The sequence below is a fragment of the Vibrio sp. 10N.261.51.F11 genome (genome assembly GCF_041471665.1).
GTDB lineage: Bacteria > Pseudomonadota > Gammaproteobacteria > Enterobacterales > Vibrionaceae > Vibrio > Vibrio crassostreae_C.
Genome location: NZ_JBFROW010000068.1, coordinates 1 through 16,074, shown reverse-complemented (window position 1 = coordinate 16,074; position 16,074 = coordinate 1). Strand labels below are relative to the sequence as shown.

At 44.4% G+C, this 16,074-nt stretch carries 11 protein-coding genes and 1 pseudogene; 5 read left to right on the top strand and 7 right to left on the bottom strand.

Features of this window, described 5'->3' with window-relative positions; genetic code table 11:
* Positions 1-116: 116 nt before the first annotated feature.
* Positions 117-521 (top strand): annotated as a pseudogene (locus tag AB4351_RS18815) (Lrp/AsnC family transcriptional regulator); the annotation flags it as partial.
* Between the two features lie 165 nt (positions 522-686).
* On the top strand, positions 687-2,249 hold the full coding sequence (locus AB4351_RS18810) for a methyl-accepting chemotaxis protein (protein ID WP_372126843.1): 1,563 nt from the start codon (positions 687-689) through the stop codon (positions 2,247-2,249).
* A gap of 108 nt (positions 2,250-2,357) precedes the next feature.
* On the opposite strand, the gene tkt is transcribed toward AB4351_RS18810, so the two are convergent.
* On the bottom strand, positions 2,358-4,349 hold the full coding sequence (gene tkt / locus AB4351_RS18805) for a transketolase (RefSeq protein ID WP_372126841.1): 1,992 nt from the start codon (positions 4,347-4,349) through the stop codon (positions 2,358-2,360).
* A gap of 87 nt (positions 4,350-4,436) precedes the next feature.
* Positions 4,437-5,387: a transaldolase gene (gene tal / locus AB4351_RS18800; protein WP_009845571.1), complete on the bottom strand. Its 951-nt coding sequence runs from the start codon at positions 5,385-5,387 to the stop codon at positions 4,437-4,439.
* A gap of 460 nt (positions 5,388-5,847) precedes the next feature.
* Here tal and AB4351_RS18795 point away from each other — a divergent pair, with 460 nt between their 5' ends.
* Together AB4351_RS18795 and AB4351_RS18790 are read left to right on the top strand one after the other, a co-directional pair.
* Positions 5,848-6,855 carry a sugar-binding transcriptional regulator gene (locus tag AB4351_RS18795; protein WP_017061711.1) on the top strand — a complete coding sequence of 336 codons (1,008 nt, stop codon included), beginning with the start codon at positions 5,848-5,850 and terminating at the stop codon, positions 6,853-6,855.
* 168 nt (positions 6,856-7,023) lie between these two features.
* On the top strand, positions 7,024-8,394 hold the full coding sequence (locus AB4351_RS18790; RefSeq protein ID WP_372126839.1) for a glycoside hydrolase family 18 protein: 1,371 nt from the start codon (positions 7,024-7,026) through the stop codon (positions 8,392-8,394).
* Positions 8,395-8,485: 91 nt separating this feature from the next.
* Here AB4351_RS18790 and AB4351_RS18785 read toward each other — a convergent pair whose 3' ends face one another.
* The 5 genes from AB4351_RS18785 to AB4351_RS18765 form a co-directional block, all read right to left on the bottom strand.
* Positions 8,486-10,780 carry a putative bifunctional diguanylate cyclase/phosphodiesterase gene (locus AB4351_RS18785; protein WP_372126837.1) on the bottom strand — a complete coding sequence of 765 codons (2,295 nt, stop codon included), beginning with the start codon at positions 10,778-10,780 and terminating at the stop codon, positions 8,486-8,488.
* A 385-nt stretch (positions 10,781-11,165) separates the two neighbouring features.
* The gene (locus tag AB4351_RS18780; protein WP_017065718.1) at positions 11,166-12,014 is read right to left on the bottom strand and encodes a sulfurtransferase; all 849 of its coding nucleotides are present in this window, start codon (positions 12,012-12,014) and stop codon (positions 11,166-11,168) included.
* A gap of 123 nt (positions 12,015-12,137) precedes the next feature.
* A complete protein-coding gene (locus AB4351_RS18775) occupies positions 12,138-12,452 on the bottom strand; it encodes a hypothetical protein (RefSeq protein WP_017061706.1) in 315 nt (104 codons plus the stop codon).
* 206 nt (positions 12,453-12,658) lie between these two features.
* Complete coding sequence (locus tag AB4351_RS18770; RefSeq protein ID WP_372126836.1) at positions 12,659-13,276, bottom strand: hypothetical protein; 618 nt, start codon at positions 13,274-13,276, stop codon at positions 12,659-12,661.
* Positions 13,277-13,287: 11 nt separating this feature from the next.
* The gene (locus AB4351_RS18765; RefSeq protein WP_372100303.1) at positions 13,288-15,423 is read right to left on the bottom strand and encodes an LruC domain-containing protein; all 2,136 of its coding nucleotides are present in this window, start codon (positions 15,421-15,423) and stop codon (positions 13,288-13,290) included.
* A gap of 426 nt (positions 15,424-15,849) precedes the next feature.
* Between AB4351_RS18765 and AB4351_RS18760 the strand changes: the two genes are divergently transcribed.
* A partial coding sequence (locus AB4351_RS18760; RefSeq protein WP_372126834.1) for a transposase occupies positions 15,850-16,074 on the top strand: 225 nt, incomplete at its 3' end.

The following is a 16,074-nucleotide window of genomic DNA, read 5'->3' as shown; positions in this document are numbered from 1 at the left end:
TTAAAATACGCATGTAATAACTGAGTCATTAGTAAATACCCATGCTCAAATTATTTTTACTCAAAATATCAATAATTAGGGTATTGAGAGTAACTTTCAGTGTTTAAATGACGTGAAATTTAACAATAGCAGAGCTGGTCGGGTTGTCACCGCCTGCTTGCTTAAAGCGAGTGAAACGGCTGAGAGAAGAGGGCGTGATTGTCGGTGGTGTGTCCATCATTAATCCAGAACTGACCGGCAGTAAGATGACTTTGGTTGTGTCCGTGGAAATGGAGCGTGATCGAGGGGATATTTACCAAATCTTTCGCCATTCTATTTCAAAGGCAGAAGAGGTCACGCAGTGCTATCAGATATCAGGCAGCTTTGATTTCATGCTGATTGTGACGGTCAAAGACATTCAAGCCTACGAAGACTTTGTGGAGCGAGTACTACGCAAAGATCTGAATATTCGTAAATTCCATACCTCTGTCTCAATGAGAACCGTGAAATTTACCACTGCCGTAAACTTAGATGAGTCGTGACTGTTGGCATGAGAAGATAGTGAAGTTATTAGCTTTGTGAGGTACTTAGCTAATATTTGTATAAATAGCAGGCATTTACACAAAATGTGACGTTCACATTTTGTCATAACTTTAATAATTGTATATATTCCTCGCCTAAAATAATAATTAACCTAAGTTAATATAATGACTGTCAGCTCATCTACTCAATCTCGTGAAACGCTTCTCAGCGAAAACGAACAACTTGTCTCTACCACTGATTTAAAAGGCGTGATTACGTACAGTAATGATGCTTTTTGTCGCATAGCGGAATACAGCCAACAAGAATTGCTAGGGCAACACCACAATATCGTAAGGCATAACGATATGCCGAAAGCCGCTTTTGCTGATATGTGGGTTAACCTAAAGCAAGGTAAAGCTTGGCGTGGCATCGTAAAAAACAAAACCAAATCTGGTGGGTTTTACTGGGTCGATGCTTATGTAACTCCAATTTACGACAATGGTAAGGTGAGTGGCTACCAATCTGTTCGTGTTAAGCCAAAGAATGAATGGATACAAGTTGCAGATAAGGCTTACCAAGGCCTCTTGAAGGCTGAAAAGTCGGGTCGCCAATGGTCATTAAAGATCAGTGACAGTGTTCGTTACGCCGTGTTGCTAGGCTCTTTGGCTGCGCCGTTAATTTCAAATCTCATTGAAGTAGGGCAAGTATCACAATGGTTGTTGAGCCTACTTCCTGTTTCAGCATTAGCACTGCTTTTCCGACAAGAGCTGATTGATACTCCACTGCAGTTGAAAAAGCTGCAATCTAAATTCGATAGTGTTAGTCGTCTTGTTTATTCAGGTAATAGTCAGTTCTCTATTGCCGATTTTCACTTAAAACTATTGTCTGCAAGAATCCACACCGTATTAGGTCGCATGACAGACTCAGCCAAGCCGTTACAAGATTTGGCTGACAACCTAAATGCGACGTCATTTGAAGTATCAGAAGCCTTAGATCAACAAACAGAAGACATTCTTCAAGTACGAGAGGCGACTGAAGAGGTTGAAGTCACCGCCAATGAGGTCTCTTCTCGCACAGAAGAAGCGCACCAGATTGTTGATGTGACTTTGCAAACCTGTGCTGGCGCTAAAGAAAGCATTAATCAAACTCATCAAAACTTAGAGAGCCTAGCTTCTCAGGCTGAAAAGGCGACTCAAACGACTTACCAACTGAGCGATCAAGCGCAGAGCGTAAGCAAGATAATGGAAGAGATTGGTGGAATCGCCGAACAAACCAACTTGTTGGCCCTGAACGCTGCGATTGAAGCGGCGAGAGCGGGCGAGCAAGGACGAGGCTTTGCCGTTGTTGCCGACGAAGTCCGTGCATTGTCGGGTCGAACCTCAAAGGCTACGGTTCAGATCAAAGAGAGCATCGATACCATGCTAACGACGATTGAACGGTGGCAAAAAGATATTCTGGCGAACCGTAAGCAAACGGACGCATGTGGTGATGTTGCGAAGGTGAGTGCAGAGCGCTTGTCGGAAGTCGAAAACCTAATGCAATCCATGAATGAACTCATGCAGTCTGTTGAAAGTTCTGCTCATAAGCAACGTGAGCTGTCGAGTGAAGTCAATCTGCATATGCAGTCTATCGCCTCGACCGCAGAACAAAACTTAGTGGCAACGCATTCTGTGAAAGACCACTCCACAGAGCTAAAAGAACGAGTCAATGAGTTCTACCAACTGGCAAAGCGTTTCGAAGAAAAATAGCCGTTAGATTTAATCCGAATGAGAGAAAAGACAAAAAAAGCCCCGCATTTTCATGCGGGGCTTTCTGTATGCATCAACCCATTGAAGGGCGAGACAATGTATTCAAGATTAAGCTAGAAGCTCTTTCGCTTTGTTTACTACGTTTTCAGTAGTGAAACCGAACATCTTGAATAGCTCACCTGCAGGTGCAGATTCGCCAAACGTTGTCATACCGATGATCTTGCCACCGAAACCAACGTACTTGTACCAGAAGTCAGCGATGCCAGCTTCTACAGCGATACGTGCCGTTACGTCAGATGGAAGTACAGACTCACGGTACTGCGCGTCTTGTTTGTCGAACGCATCAGTAGCAGGCATAGAAACTACGCGTACTTTCTTACCTTCAGCCGTTAGCTCAGCAGCAGCGTTAACCGCTAGCTCAACTTCAGAACCCGTTGCGATAAGGATAAGCTCTGGCTTGCCTTCACAATCTTTCAGGATGTAACCACCCTTAGCGATGTTTGCTACTTGCTCAGCGTCACGATCTTGTTGTGCAAGGTTTTGACGAGAGAAGATAAGTGCAGAAGGACCATCTTTACGCTCGATTGCTAGTTTCCAAGCAACAGCAGACTCAACTTGGTCACATGGACGCCATGTGCTCATGTTTGGAGTTAGACGTAGAGAAGCGATTTGCTCAACTGGTTGGTGAGTTGGACCATCTTCGCCAAGACCGATAGAGTCATGCGTGTAAACTTGGATGTTCTGAGTTTTCATCAGAGCAGCCATACGCATAGCGTTACGCGCGTATTCCATGAACATTAGGAACGTTGCGCCGTATGGTACGAAACCACCGTGTAGAGCGATACCGTTCATGATAGCCGTCATACCGAATTCACGTACACCGTAATGGATGTAGTTACCAGAGAAGTCGTTCGCTTCAAGAGACTTAGAACCAGACCACATAGTTAGGTTAGAAGGCGCAAGGTCAGCAGAGCCGCCCATGAATTCTGGTAGCATAGCACCGAACGCTTCTAGAGCATTCTGAGATGCTTTACGTGATGCGATGTTTGCTGGGTTAGCTTGAAGATCAGCGATGATTGCCGATGCTTTCTCTTCCCACTCAGCTGGTAGGTCACCGTTTACGCGGCGTTTGAATTCAGCTGCCAGCTCAGGGTATGCTGCTTCATAAGCTGCAAGTTTCTCGTTCCACGCTGCTTCCTTAGCTGCGCCTGCTTCTTTCGCATCCCACTCTGAGTAAACTTCCGACGGAATTTCAAAAGGACCGTGCTCCCAACCTAATTCTTTACGTGTTGCTGCAATTTCTTCAGCGCCTAGTGGAGCACCGTGACAGTCGTGCGTACCTGCTTTGTTTGGAGAACCAAAGCCAATCACTGTTTTAGTGCAGATTAGAGTAGGGCGAGGGTCTGCTTTAGCCGCTTCAATCGCTGCGTTGATAGCGTCAGAATCGTGACCATCTACCGCTGGGATTACGTGCCAGCCGTAAGCTTCGAAACGCTTAGGTGTATCGTCAGAGAACCAACCTTCAACTTCGCCATCGATAGAGATACCGTTGTCATCCCAGAAAGCAACCAGCTTACCAAGACCAAGCGTACCTGCTAGAGAACATGCTTCGTGAGAAATACCTTCCATCAGACAGCCATCACCCATGAATGCATAAGTGTAGTGGTCTACGATGTCGTGGCCTTCTTTGTTGAACTGAGCAGCTAGCGCTTTCTCAGCCATAGCCATACCAACAGCGTTAGTAATGCCTTGACCTAGAGGACCAGTCGTTGTTTCGATGCCTGGTGCGTAGCCGTACTCTGGGTGACCTGGAGTCTTAGAGTGCAGTTGACGGAAGTTCTTAAGATCTTCAATTGAAAGCTCGTAACCTGCTAGGTGCAGCAGAGAGTAAATCAGCATTGAGCCGTGGCCGTTAGACAGGATAAAACGGTCGCGGTCAGCCCACTCTGGGTTTGCTGGGTTGTGGTTTAAGTGAGAACGCCAAAGTACTTCAGCGATGTCAGCCATACCCATAGGTGCGCCTGGGTGACCAGAGTTTGCTTGTTGTACGCCGTCCATGCTTAGAGCACGAATAGCGTTAGCTAGATGTTTGCGATTCATAAGAACTTCCGAATAAAAATTAAGAAAAACAAAATTGATAAAAGTAGGGGAACTGAACGTTCCCCTATTTGAATTTGGTAAGAGTGATTACAGCTTAGCTGCGATCATGTCTTCTAGTTTGCCTTGGTCAACGGCGAAGTTGCGGATGCCTTCAGCCAGTTTCTCAACAGCCATTGCATCTTGGTTGTGGTCCCATAGGAACTCAGCGTGAGTCATCGCTGCTGGACGCTCTTTAGTACCGTTAGAGTCGATAAGCTTCTCTACTACTTCGCCTTCTGCTGCTTCTAGGTCTGCTAGAAGTTGAGGAGCGATAGTTAGACGGTCACAACCAGCAAGCTCAAGGATCTCGCCGATGTTACGGAAGCTTGCGCCCATAACAACAGTTTTGTAGCCGTGGTCTTTGTAGTAGTTGTAGATATCTGAAACAGAGATTACGCCTGGATCTTCTGAAGCTTCGAAATCACGACCTTCTTTCGCTTTGTACCAGTCCATGATGCGACCAACGAAAGGAGAGATTAGGAATACGCCAGCTTCAGCACAAGCACGAGCTTGAGCGAAAGAGAATAGAAGCGTTAGGTTACAGTTGATGCCTTCTTTCTCTAGGATTTCAGCAGCACGGATGCCTTCCCAAGTAGAAGCCAGTTTGATAAGGATGCGGTCGTTAGTGATACCAGCGTCGTTGTACATTTTGATAAGTTGACGAGCTTTAGCAACGCTGCCTTCCATGTCGTAAGAAAGACGAGCATCGACTTCAGTAGAGATACGGCCAGGTACAACTTTTAGGATTTCTTTACCGATGTTCACGTTAAGCATGTCGCAAGTATCTTGAACTTGCTGTGCTTTATCACCGCTTTGCGCTTTTGCGTATTCGATAGAAGCATCGATTAGAGGAGCGTACTCAGCAATTTGAGCAGCTTTAAGAATTAGAGATGGGTTAGTTGTTGCATCTTCAGGAGTGTACTTGCTGATAGCTTCGATATCGCCAGTGTCAGCTACAACAGTTGTTAGTTTACGAAGTTGCTCTAATTTATTGCTCATTTTGATCATCCTATGTATCGCATAACACATCTTTAATTAAGAGAGGTGTGGGCATTTGCAAGCTAACTAATGAAGTTCTCAATGGTTGTACCAGTGAGCCAAACTTACATTAATTTAAATTTTTCTCCGAACGAACATTTGCACAGAACATTTGATCGCTCGATGAGTAAATGATGTAGCCATATTTATCCGATCTAGCCCCAAAGTCAACGGTAAATAGTACTGTATGGTGACTTCAGTCAAATATATTTCGCTCTAGTAATCATGGGCTATGCAAGCAAACGTTTAACGAGCAAAGTGAGGTGAATTAATCAACAACAAAACCATGGTTATGACTATGAGCAAATGTACCTTGCTGTTACATATGTTTGGGGTGTAAACTTGTGTATCACTTGCTTAAGCATCGAACATTTGTTCTTCAAGCAGGTAAAATAATTGTTAAATATTGGTTGAGTGGTATATGAGTAAGAATATCCAAGATGTTTCCGAAGAAAACACTGATCTCCTCACTGAAGTAGCGGTTGCTTATTATCAAGATGGTGCCACGCAAGAAGAGATATCTAAAAAGTACTCTATCTCCCGTGCAAAGGTTGGTCGAATGCTCAAGCAAGCCCGAGATGAGGGCATTGTTGAGATCACCGTGAAATATCACCCCGTCTTTAGTGCGAAGATCGAGCAACGTTTGATCGAACGATTTGGTGTAAAGCGTGCGCTTGTGGCACTAGACCAACCAAATGAAGAGAAGCAGCGATTACAGGTTGCTGGTTTAGTGTCTAACTACCTTACCAGTACACTGAAAAACGGCATGGTAGTGACAGTAGGACAAGGGCGAAACGTATCGTCTGTTGCTCATCACACTGGCGTCATTACGCCACGAGACTGCAAATTCGTGTGTGGTATCGGCGGTATTCACCCAAGAGGCGGTATGTTTAATGCCGACCATATATGCAGGCAGTTAGCCAAAAAGTACGGTGGATCTTCTGAAACCTTATACGCGCCCGCTTATGCCGAGAATAAAGCGCAAAAAACCGCATTCATGGAAAACAGCACCGTTAAGCAGACCCTCGATCTCGCTCGAAAAGCCGATGTCGCTTTGGTCGGTATCGGTGATATGAGCGAAAACAGCTATATGGTCGACTTAGGCTGGTTTACCGCAGGTGAGGTCGTTCAATCTCGTTTATTACAAGGTGTCGTCGGTGACTTTGCGGGTTATGACTTTTTCGATGTTCACGGTAAAACAGCAAACACAGTAATGAGTGACCGTGTGATTGGTTTGGCCTTGGAAGAATTTCGCCCAATAGCGGAAGTCATTGCCATTGCAGCGGAGAACAGTAAGCCATTAGCTCTATTAGGCGCACTAAGAACCGGTGTGGTCGATGTGATAGCGACCAGCGTAAGTAATGCTTTGACGGTACTTAACTTGGACGAACAACTTAGCGTGAATAAACCAAACAGCAGTGAATCGTAAGATACTTAAGCTTCGTTGAATTCACTATTTGAGTAATCATGGAAATTCCCCTGATGAAACCAGTGCAATAAGGGGGATAACTATTAGACATGACTCGAATAGTGAATTTGTTCAGCGGTTGAAAGAATTATCACTCTTTAATGTTAAGCCACACTAAAGGAGATAATTATGAAACTGTCATTTATCACACGCGCTATTTCTAGCAACAGTGACCAATCAAGTTCTATCTTTAAATCTAATTCCGTCATTGCGCTTAGCTTAATCACCACGGCTTGTATGCTCACACCTGAGGCACATGCCGATGATAAAGTCGTCGCAGGGTATTTTGCGGATTGGCAATATCTGAATAAAGACAACCCTTATACCGTTGACGACATACCTGCAGACAAGCTCTCACATATTATTTACGCCTTCTTGAGCATGTGTGGTCCTCATAGCGGTGCTGGTGAGCCCGTCCAAAAACAAATTCAGCAGCAATGTGCAGACAAACAACCATATACCGCGATTATTGTGGATAAAGAAGCTGCGTTAGAAGTCGATTTCGGAGACGTGGGTGTTGATGCCGCCTATAAAGGTCACTTTGCCCAGTTAGCTCAACTGAAGGCCGACAATCAAAATATCAAAATTTTGCCCTCATTTGGAGGGTGGACAATGTCTGAACCTTTCCATGCGATGGCGAAAGATCCTCAAGCCATTGCGCACTTTTCAAAAACTGCTGTTGAATTGATCCAAAAATACGACTTCTTTGATGGTATTGATCTTGATTGGGAATACCCAGGAGGCGGCGGCTTAACCACTTCGCCTTGGAACCCAGAGACGAAACTAACGGATGAGCAAAAAGCGCTAGAGCGTGAAGCTTTTACTCTTTTAGTAAAAACAATCAGAAGTGATTTGGACGCTCTATCAAAGACGACTCAAAGAGATTACGAGCTTTCAACGGCTGTCGGTGTTGGTGCTAAGGCAGCTCAAATTGACTGGAACGCAGCTAGCCCATATTTGACGAACATGTTTGCGATGACGTATGACTTCCTCGGAGGCTGGGGAACTCAAACAGGTCACACAACAAACTTACATGCCACCGAGCGTAGTTGGTGGGGAATGGGAGCTGATGTCTTCATTAATCAGATGATAGAGCAAGGTATTCCTAGCGAGAAGCTCGTGATCGGGGCGGCTTTTTATGGTCGAGGTTGGCAAGGGACAAAAGACTTTGCTGGAGAGCTGCCTAAAGGTGACCTAGTTTCTGAACAAGGGGCGCAGTTTGGTACCGGTGAAAACGGTTACTTCATGTTTTGGGATCTTATGAATAACTACAGCAGTAAACAAGGTTATGAGTATAAGTATGATGAGCAAGCTCAAGCACCTTATTTGTGGAACCCAGATAAAAAAGTATTCATATCTTTTGAAGATCAGCGTTCTATTAAAGCAAAGGCAGAATGGGCGAAGAAATCAGACCTAGGCGGCATTTTTACTTGGGAATTATCAGGAGATCCTTCCGGGCAGTTGATCGATGTTATGCATAGTGAAATGAATAAAAAGTGAAATGAATAAATAACTGAACAGAAAATACCTAGAAAATAAGGTAGGTGTTTAGCCGCCTACCTTATTTAGCTCGTCTATTTAACTCACGTTCTTAAACAGAACATTCCGCGTGCTCGGTCACTTTCTTGTTTAGGTGAGTAGCCAGCTCATCATAAGGAATAGGGCGAGAGAAGTAATAGCCTTGCATTAAGTCACATCCACATGCCTTTAGAATTGCGAAGTGTTCGTTTGATTCTACGCCTTCTGCTAATACCACCATGCCGAAGTTCTTACCGATTGCGATGATGTTTTGCACCATGGTGAGTGACTGCTGATCGACAGCAATGTTCTCAATAAAGCTCTTATCGATTTTAAGTTCATCGATAGGCAGTGCTTTCAACATACTTAGTGATGAATAACCTGTCCCGAAATCATCTAAAGAGATCTTTATATTCTTCTCTTTGAGGGCTTCAAAAGTCGGTTTCACCAAAGTCACATCTTCAATGAACAAGCTCTCGGTAATTTCTAGCGTTAAACAGCTAGGAGAGAGTTGATACTTTTCTAGTGTCGCGAACAAGTGCTCAGAGAAGGATTGATGAGAAAACTGACGCACTGATATGTTGATCGACAGCCCGATCTTTTGTTCTGTTGTTCGGTGCAAGTGGGCGATCTGCATAATGCTGGACTCAATAATAAAAGTCCCCAGTTTTTGCATTAAACCCGTGTTCTCTGCTATCGGTATAAAGACATCTGGCGGAACAAAACCCAATTCCTCATCAATCCAGCGCACGAGTGCTTCTACACCGTGAATACTCTCATTTGCTCGAACCAGTGGTTGGAAAACCATGAACAGCGTTTGTTTCTCGATAGCGATGCGTAGCCTTTGTTCTACTTTCATTTTGTAGAGGTGGGCGTCTTGCATTTCCGTTGTGAAAATACTGTACGAGTTTTGCTGCTGTTTCGCTTTGTACATTGAAATATCGGCAGAACGTAACAGGCTATCCAGATCTTTTCCGTGTTCTGGGAAACGCGCTACGCCGATGCTGCAACCTAACAAAAACTGAGCGCTTTCAACTTCATAAGGTTGAGAAAGCACTTCAATAATGCGCTTGGCGAGTCGTTTAATTTCAGCTTCATTCGACAAGGGCGTCAAGAACAAAAACTCATCACTGGATTCACGTACCGATAGGCTGAGGCGAGATCGGAACCTCATCAAACGCAAAGCGATCTGTTTGAGAACCTTATCTCCAAAGTCATGCCCGTGGGTGTCATTGACACATTTAAAGTTATCGATATCGATAAACAACAGCGAAAACGGCTCTGACTCATCGTCAATCCATTTACCAATGTTTCTACGCATGTACAAACGGTTTGGCAGAGAGGTTAAAGGGTCATGGTTCGCCTGATAAATGAGTTGGCTACGAGTCCGTTGTTCATTCTTGGCAATCGACTTAACCAAAAAGTAGAAACCAAACTGAAGAAAAATAAAGGCAACGAAAAGAATGCTGAACTCTTGTATGAATATACTATCGACGTGAGTTAGATCCGTACGTCCTACCACCCATAATTTGTAGTTTGGGATGTATTTCGCGCTCATCAAAGAGTGGTACTCTTCATCGTCGACGACAAAAGAATAGGTTTCTTGCCCATTCATCGCTTCTTGTACGCTAATTCCGAAGTGGTCGGTAAAGATACTTGCAATACGCTGTATGACATCTTTGCCGACTGGAGAGGAATAGGCACTCTCAGATTCAATATCACTTGAATAAAACTGGCGATAGCTGTCTTTTCTGATCAGGCTTAGTGTATTGAAACTTCCGGCGTGAGCATTATTTTCAAATACGATCGTTGCGTCTAATCGTAGCCCTGCGGTCATTACTGCATCGGTTTTCTTGCCATCGATTGAAATGGATTTTCTCAGCGGGATGACTAAGCTATTCAACGAATCTTGAAAATAGGTACGGCCAAGCACCATGCTACTGCTTGATAGGGCGTCTAGGAAGGAGCCTCTGGTTGGCGCGTATTGCAGCAAGTTCCTTTGATTCGCAAGTTCGAGATTTGAGCTAATCGAGAGGTAATCACCGTCGGTGTTCAACAAGCCAAACGCTGCTATCGCAGGGTGGGTCTCAAGTAGCTTGTCTAATATTGGCCTAATCTGGATAGATGCAGTACGTGTGAAATCAGACTGTTGAGCCAGTTGATGGCCAACCACTTCTAACAAGGCTTCTTGACTGGTCAGCAGCGAGTTGACGGAGCTAGAAAAAAGCTCAACCTGAATGTGTTGCTGCTCTATGAAGTCGTCTCTGTTTGCTTTCCAGTTTGTTATTCCCAACGCGGCGAAAAGTATCAGGGTCAGTAGTACGACAAACGCGTACAGCGACCAGATATTTTGCTTAAATAGAGCCATGAGGTGCCTTTGTTGGTTACTACTTTTAACAGACTGCAAGTGACAAACTATTGGGTTGTCAGCGCGATTCATGCAACGAAAAATACAAACATCAATGATGAAAGTATTAATGATTAAATAGTGTAACGACTACGAGCAGAGATTCTTGAGTGAAAAATTAGTATTCATAACGTCGATAACGATTAGTTTATGATTAATCACGAATTATGGTTAGCAAGTTGATGTGGGTTACAAATCAAACGGCGTGAATCGAGTCTTGGTCTCAAATGAACATAGCGTTAACTGCGACATAGAGGCTTACTTCATGAGACGTGGAGCCATCATTATCAGTAAGCTCTTTATGCATGCGCAGTATATTCTAATAGTTGCATTAAGCGAAGTTGAATTACTTTTTAGTCACGGCGATAGGGAGTTTGTCGTTAGCACCCCATTCCGTCCATGAACCATCGTAAACACCCATTTCACCGTTATAGCCAGCGAGTTTAGCGGCTAATAATATGATGCAAGCTGTTACGCCAGAGCCACAGCTAAAGAACATAGGTTGAGAAGGCGTTAATTCTAGCGTTGAAAAGATATCAATAAGCTCTTCTTGGGACTTTAACTTGCCGTTTTTGAGTACTTGGGCAAATGGTAGGCAAATAGAATTCGGTATATGGCCACTACGCAAGCCTTCACGTGGTTCAGGAACTTCTGAATCGAAACGAGCTTGAGAACGAGCATCTACAATGTTTGCACTCTTGTCAGTTGAGTAACCTTCAATCTGCTGAGCACTGACAAAGTAGTTGTCTTGAATATGGCCTTCAAAATTGCCCGCTTTTACTTCGGTGCGATAGTCAGTCTCGGTCGCGTAACCGGCTTCGATCCAAGCTGGCAAACCGCCATCTAAGATGAATACGTCGTTGTGTCCCATTGCCATAAACATCCACCACGCACGAGGAGAAGCGAAGGTTCCGGAGTTATCGTAAACCACAATCGTACTGTCTTGATTGATGCCAATTTCTTTTGCGCGAGTGTTGAAGTGTTTTTCGCTCGGAAACATGTGAGGAAGCAGAGTGTGCTTGTTACAAAAGTCTTTGTCGTAGTCAAAACGAATAGCACCAGGAATCATTTGTCCTTTGATCTTTTCTGACTCGCTTGGAATTTGAAACTCGATGCTGGCGTCGAGGATGATGATATTGTCTTCTGCTAGCAAACGTTGTTGAAGTTGTTGTGGTGAGATGAGTGGCTGATTCATTATTGTTATATCCATTCTTGTTGTTTTAGCGATTCTTACTGTTTTAGCGAATACAGTGGTAGAGCGATTACTGTTGCTTTTGCGAATACAGTTGCTTTACGAATACCGTTGTTGCATCGATGGCTACTGTGCAGCTCGACAGTGGATGAACTGATAACTGCTTTGTCCGGTTATTTGATTGTTTAATGTATCAAGCGCGACCACAGAATCAATAGGGCAGTCTGTGGTAGGAGCAATAGAGAGCCGAAATACGTCATTATCTTTTGTCTGAACCGTCAGATAACGCCTGTGCCCATCTAAGGATTGAGTAAGCGTGTTCGAAATTACTTTGGCTTGAATACGTTGCCCCGTCTCTGATGTTAGCGGGAAATAGGCAAGGGCAACTAACACGCCTACGCCACACATTAAGATAAATAGACCTATTTTTAACTGTTTCATGAGAGTAAGTCTTTGAAGGTTATGTTGAAAATATAAGTGAGGTTGGTGGTAAAGTGAATGCTACTCGCTAAGAAAGCTGAATTAACTGCTCTTCGACGAAAATAAAAAAGTGAGCATTTCTGCTCACTTCCTACTTACAAACAATCCATTTTGACTCTGTTTCGTCAGAGATCTCGCTAACGACAAGTTACCTGCTGTTAAACAATTTACTGCCAGACAATCTGAGAGTCGCCGCTAGAAACCACTTGTTGTAATGGAGGTTGACCATCGTAAAACCAAATCTCTATCAAGAGTGCGTCATGGTTTACTGGTGCTGCAAAGTTGGAGGCGAACACACCGTTATCTAGTGGGCCCGCAATGACCTTGCTGGAGTAATCCGGCTTCAAGGTTGAGTCATCTCTTGTACTAAAGCGGCTATAAACGGTCACAAAAGAACGGTCTGTCGAAATGCTGCTGATGTCAATGTTGAGATCAAACTGTTCAACAGAGTTGTAGTCAAATCCATCAGGTACCACCAAATCACTCATCGTATAGCTCTGCGCTGCTACCGCACTTGTCGCGGGAGACGGCGAAGGCGTTGCTGTTACCGGATTCGACGGAGTTGCAGGTGTCGGGGGTGTAGATGGTGATGCCGTAGATGTACTTCCGCCCCCACCGCCGCCGCCTCCACAGCCGGCTAATACTAATGGCGCTGCAGCTAAAATAACGGCTAGTGACTTCTTGATGTTCCAAGTGCTTTGTACAGACATACGTTTTTCCTCAAAGAGATTGCGACTTGAATCAACGCAATGATTGTCTCGATATTGTTTAGTGTGAATAGTCATAACGTCTCTCCTTATGGTTCGTAACGTTGGTTGTCTGCAGGTGATTGGTACCATGTTTGGTTCGTTTCACCGCCGGATTCTGCGTATTCTTTAAACCCTGGGTAAGCGGTAACAATATCGACGTACTCTAAAGGCCACTCCCATTCGTCATCCGAAGTCACTATTAGTGCCCAAGGGTGGTTTTCTACTGTTTTGAAGTATTTACCTGTTGATGGATTACTGTCATCGACGCCTAAACCAGCTTCAAAGAGGTTAGTGGTATCAAATGCTTCGGTTGGAGCTTGGTCTGGCAAGTGAACCTCCCAGCTGCGTCCTGGATGTAGAGGTAGGTTTTCACCATGATAATACCCAGGCGTTGCGAAGATGAACGGGTCGTAAGGCATATCGGTCCAGCTGCCAGTACTCACACCGTCACCGGCTAAAGTAATACCAATTTGGAACGAGAACTGCTCATCTTCTTTACATCCATTACTGGTGCGGTAGAAGGTACAGCCAGTGCTGATTTTTTCTGTCAGGTCATTGGCGATAACAAAGATTGCTTCGCTACGTCCATCTTCTAGGTCAAGGTCAGTGAATACGCCGTTGTGTTTCATGTAAGAGCTACCACTACTCACCAAGCTCGGGTCGAGGTTAGGAAGTCGAACAGCAAAGCCATTTCTGTACGATGCCCCGACAGCAGCTAGGCGGCCGTCGATAGTTGATTTAACGACTTTTCCATCTTTAAGGATTTCAGTAATACGATACATAAGAACAGCATCGTTCATGTCGTAGTCGGCTTTATAAGGCCAGTTATCTTCGTACGCGAGCGTTGCGTAGCCAGAAGCACTTGGGAAGTAACGAGCGGTGGCGCCATCGTTAAGGACATCGACTTGAATATCGACCACCTCACCAGAGGTTGAACCGCCAAAGTAACTTAGGTTGGTTTGTTGGCTGAATCTAAATCTAGCCCACGTAGTACCGGTTAGTGCGTTGATGTCGACATTTAGGAATAGATCGTTTTCACCAGCATCGAGCGCGTAATCTGTAAACACTTGCTCGTTGGCGCCATCGAAGCTGCCATCTTGGTTCCAGTCTATCCAAGCTGAAAGGTAACCGGTTGTTGAAGCTTCAATTACTACTTTTGAATCAAGCCCTGCTTCAAGTGCGGTAACAAAACCGATACCACCGTTTGCCCATTCATCATCCACCCCGACAGTTTCATCTGATTGAGGTGTGACATAACCATCTAAATCCGCATCTGGAGGAGTTGTACCTAACCATGTGATGCCATCGAGTTCATGTCGAGGGCCATTGCTCGCCAGTAACGTTAGGTAGCTGTCTGGAGCATCACCGAAGTCGATGTTTGAGTCTTCATCAACAACAGGTGCATTAGCACAACGAGCACCATCGTTTTGACCAGAAGCTGGGCCATTCGAAACAAATTCAACGGCTGGAACAATACCTGCCGCGATATTGGCAGCGTTGTCTGGAGACAGATTGATACGGTAAATTTTACCGTCTTGGTTTCGAGATACGTAGTAGTAGCCGTTGACATCAAAATAGCCAGCACCGAACGTACCTAACTCGCCGGTGTCTCCGATGTAGGTTTCGGCACCAGTTGTAGGGTTGAAGCTGTACAAGCCACCCGAGTTATTGTCGATACCATATAAAGAGCCATCACTTGGATGGAAAGCAAAATCAGTCAGTTTTACAGTTGCAGGGCTGCCTGCGATTTTGTTGACCGTGACGGTCGCATTCGGATCAGAGTCTAAAGGAGAGAGGTCAACAGTAAATAGTCCCTTACCTGTACGATACAAGTAGTAAACATGGTCATAGACGTCGCCGACATAGAAAGTGTGATCGGTTGGTAAGCCACTGGTATTGATAACTTCTGCTTGGAAGTCTTGACCAAGACGCACTAAACGTTTGTTGGTGGTGTCATAGCCATAAATATATCTGTCTTGAAAGTCGAAACCGACACCATTGATATTGGCATTCATACCCGTATCGTCTTCTAACAGTGTGGTTGAACCTGTTACTAGGTTTACACCCCAAACTTCAACGGGTTTCGACTGAAAGAGGTATGCTTGACTAGGGCAGGTATCGAATGGCGCTGCGTTGGCGACTAGAGGGGCACTTAATAGCAAACTTAACGTTGTAATTCTCATATCTACATCCTTGTGATGGAAGGTCTAGATATTCAATCAAGTTACGTGCCAGTTCTAAGTGTTTGATTTAATGGGTTTTTATTATTTATCGAGTTCAGTTTTCAATTTGAGTGTCAATATGAAAGTGTGCCATCCAAATAGCCAAAGGCCTTTATATTTCTATTTGATTAGAGCTAAGGATACAAGAGCTTAGGCGGTAATTACGAGTGATTGTCTAATAGGCTCTGTATGTATTCACTCGTGAATGGAACAATATCTGAGACCACTTTGGATGCTAAAATGCTTTCAGCGTTAGCTTTTATTCTGACATATCGAAAATGCTTGCCATAAACCTTTACTCCTCCAAACGGCGTTGTTGCCTAAATTAGTTGAACCTTTTCCAAGTCCTGTGATCTGATCATTTGAAACGATTGGAATGGTGGTGATATGGGTAAAGCAAACAAGAAGATAACTAACTGGACGGAGTACAATAAGGCTCTTTGTAAACGTGGTTCGGTTACATTCTGGATAGATGATTCAGCCGTAGATGCATGGCGATGCAAAACTCATCATGGTAAGCGTGGGAGAGGCTTTCAGTACTCTGATACAGCGATTGAAACCGCCTTGATGATTAAGGGCATCTTCTCTCTTCCTTTACGTGCTCTTCAAGGC

Excerpts from the sequence above, each read along its gene's own strand:
- AB4351_RS18810 (WP_372126843.1), top strand. The coding sequence starts at position 687 with ATGACTGTCAGCTCATCTACTCAATCTCGTGAAACGCTTCTCAGCGAA.
- tkt (WP_372126841.1), bottom strand. The coding sequence starts at position 4,349 with ATGAATCGCAAACATCTAGCTAACGCTATTCGTGCTCTAAGCATGGAC.
- tal (WP_009845571.1), bottom strand. The coding sequence starts at position 5,387 with ATGAGCAATAAATTAGAGCAACTTCGTAAACTAACAACTGTTGTAGCT.
- AB4351_RS18795 (WP_017061711.1), top strand. The coding sequence starts at position 5,848 with ATGAGTAAGAATATCCAAGATGTTTCCGAAGAAAACACTGATCTCCTC.
- AB4351_RS18790 (WP_372126839.1), top strand. The coding sequence starts at position 7,024 with ATGAAACTGTCATTTATCACACGCGCTATTTCTAGCAACAGTGACCAA.
- AB4351_RS18785 (WP_372126837.1), bottom strand. The coding sequence starts at position 10,780 with ATGGCTCTATTTAAGCAAAATATCTGGTCGCTGTACGCGTTTGTCGTA.
- AB4351_RS18780 (WP_017065718.1), bottom strand. The coding sequence starts at position 12,014 with ATGAATCAGCCACTCATCTCACCACAACAACTTCAACAACGTTTGCTA.
- AB4351_RS18775 (WP_017061706.1), bottom strand. The coding sequence starts at position 12,452 with ATGAAACAGTTAAAAATAGGTCTATTTATCTTAATGTGTGGCGTAGGC.
- AB4351_RS18770 (WP_372126836.1), bottom strand. The coding sequence starts at position 13,276 with ATGACTATTCACACTAAACAATATCGAGACAATCATTGCGTTGATTCA.
- AB4351_RS18765 (WP_372100303.1), bottom strand. The coding sequence starts at position 15,423 with ATGAGAATTACAACGTTAAGTTTGCTATTAAGTGCCCCTCTAGTCGCC.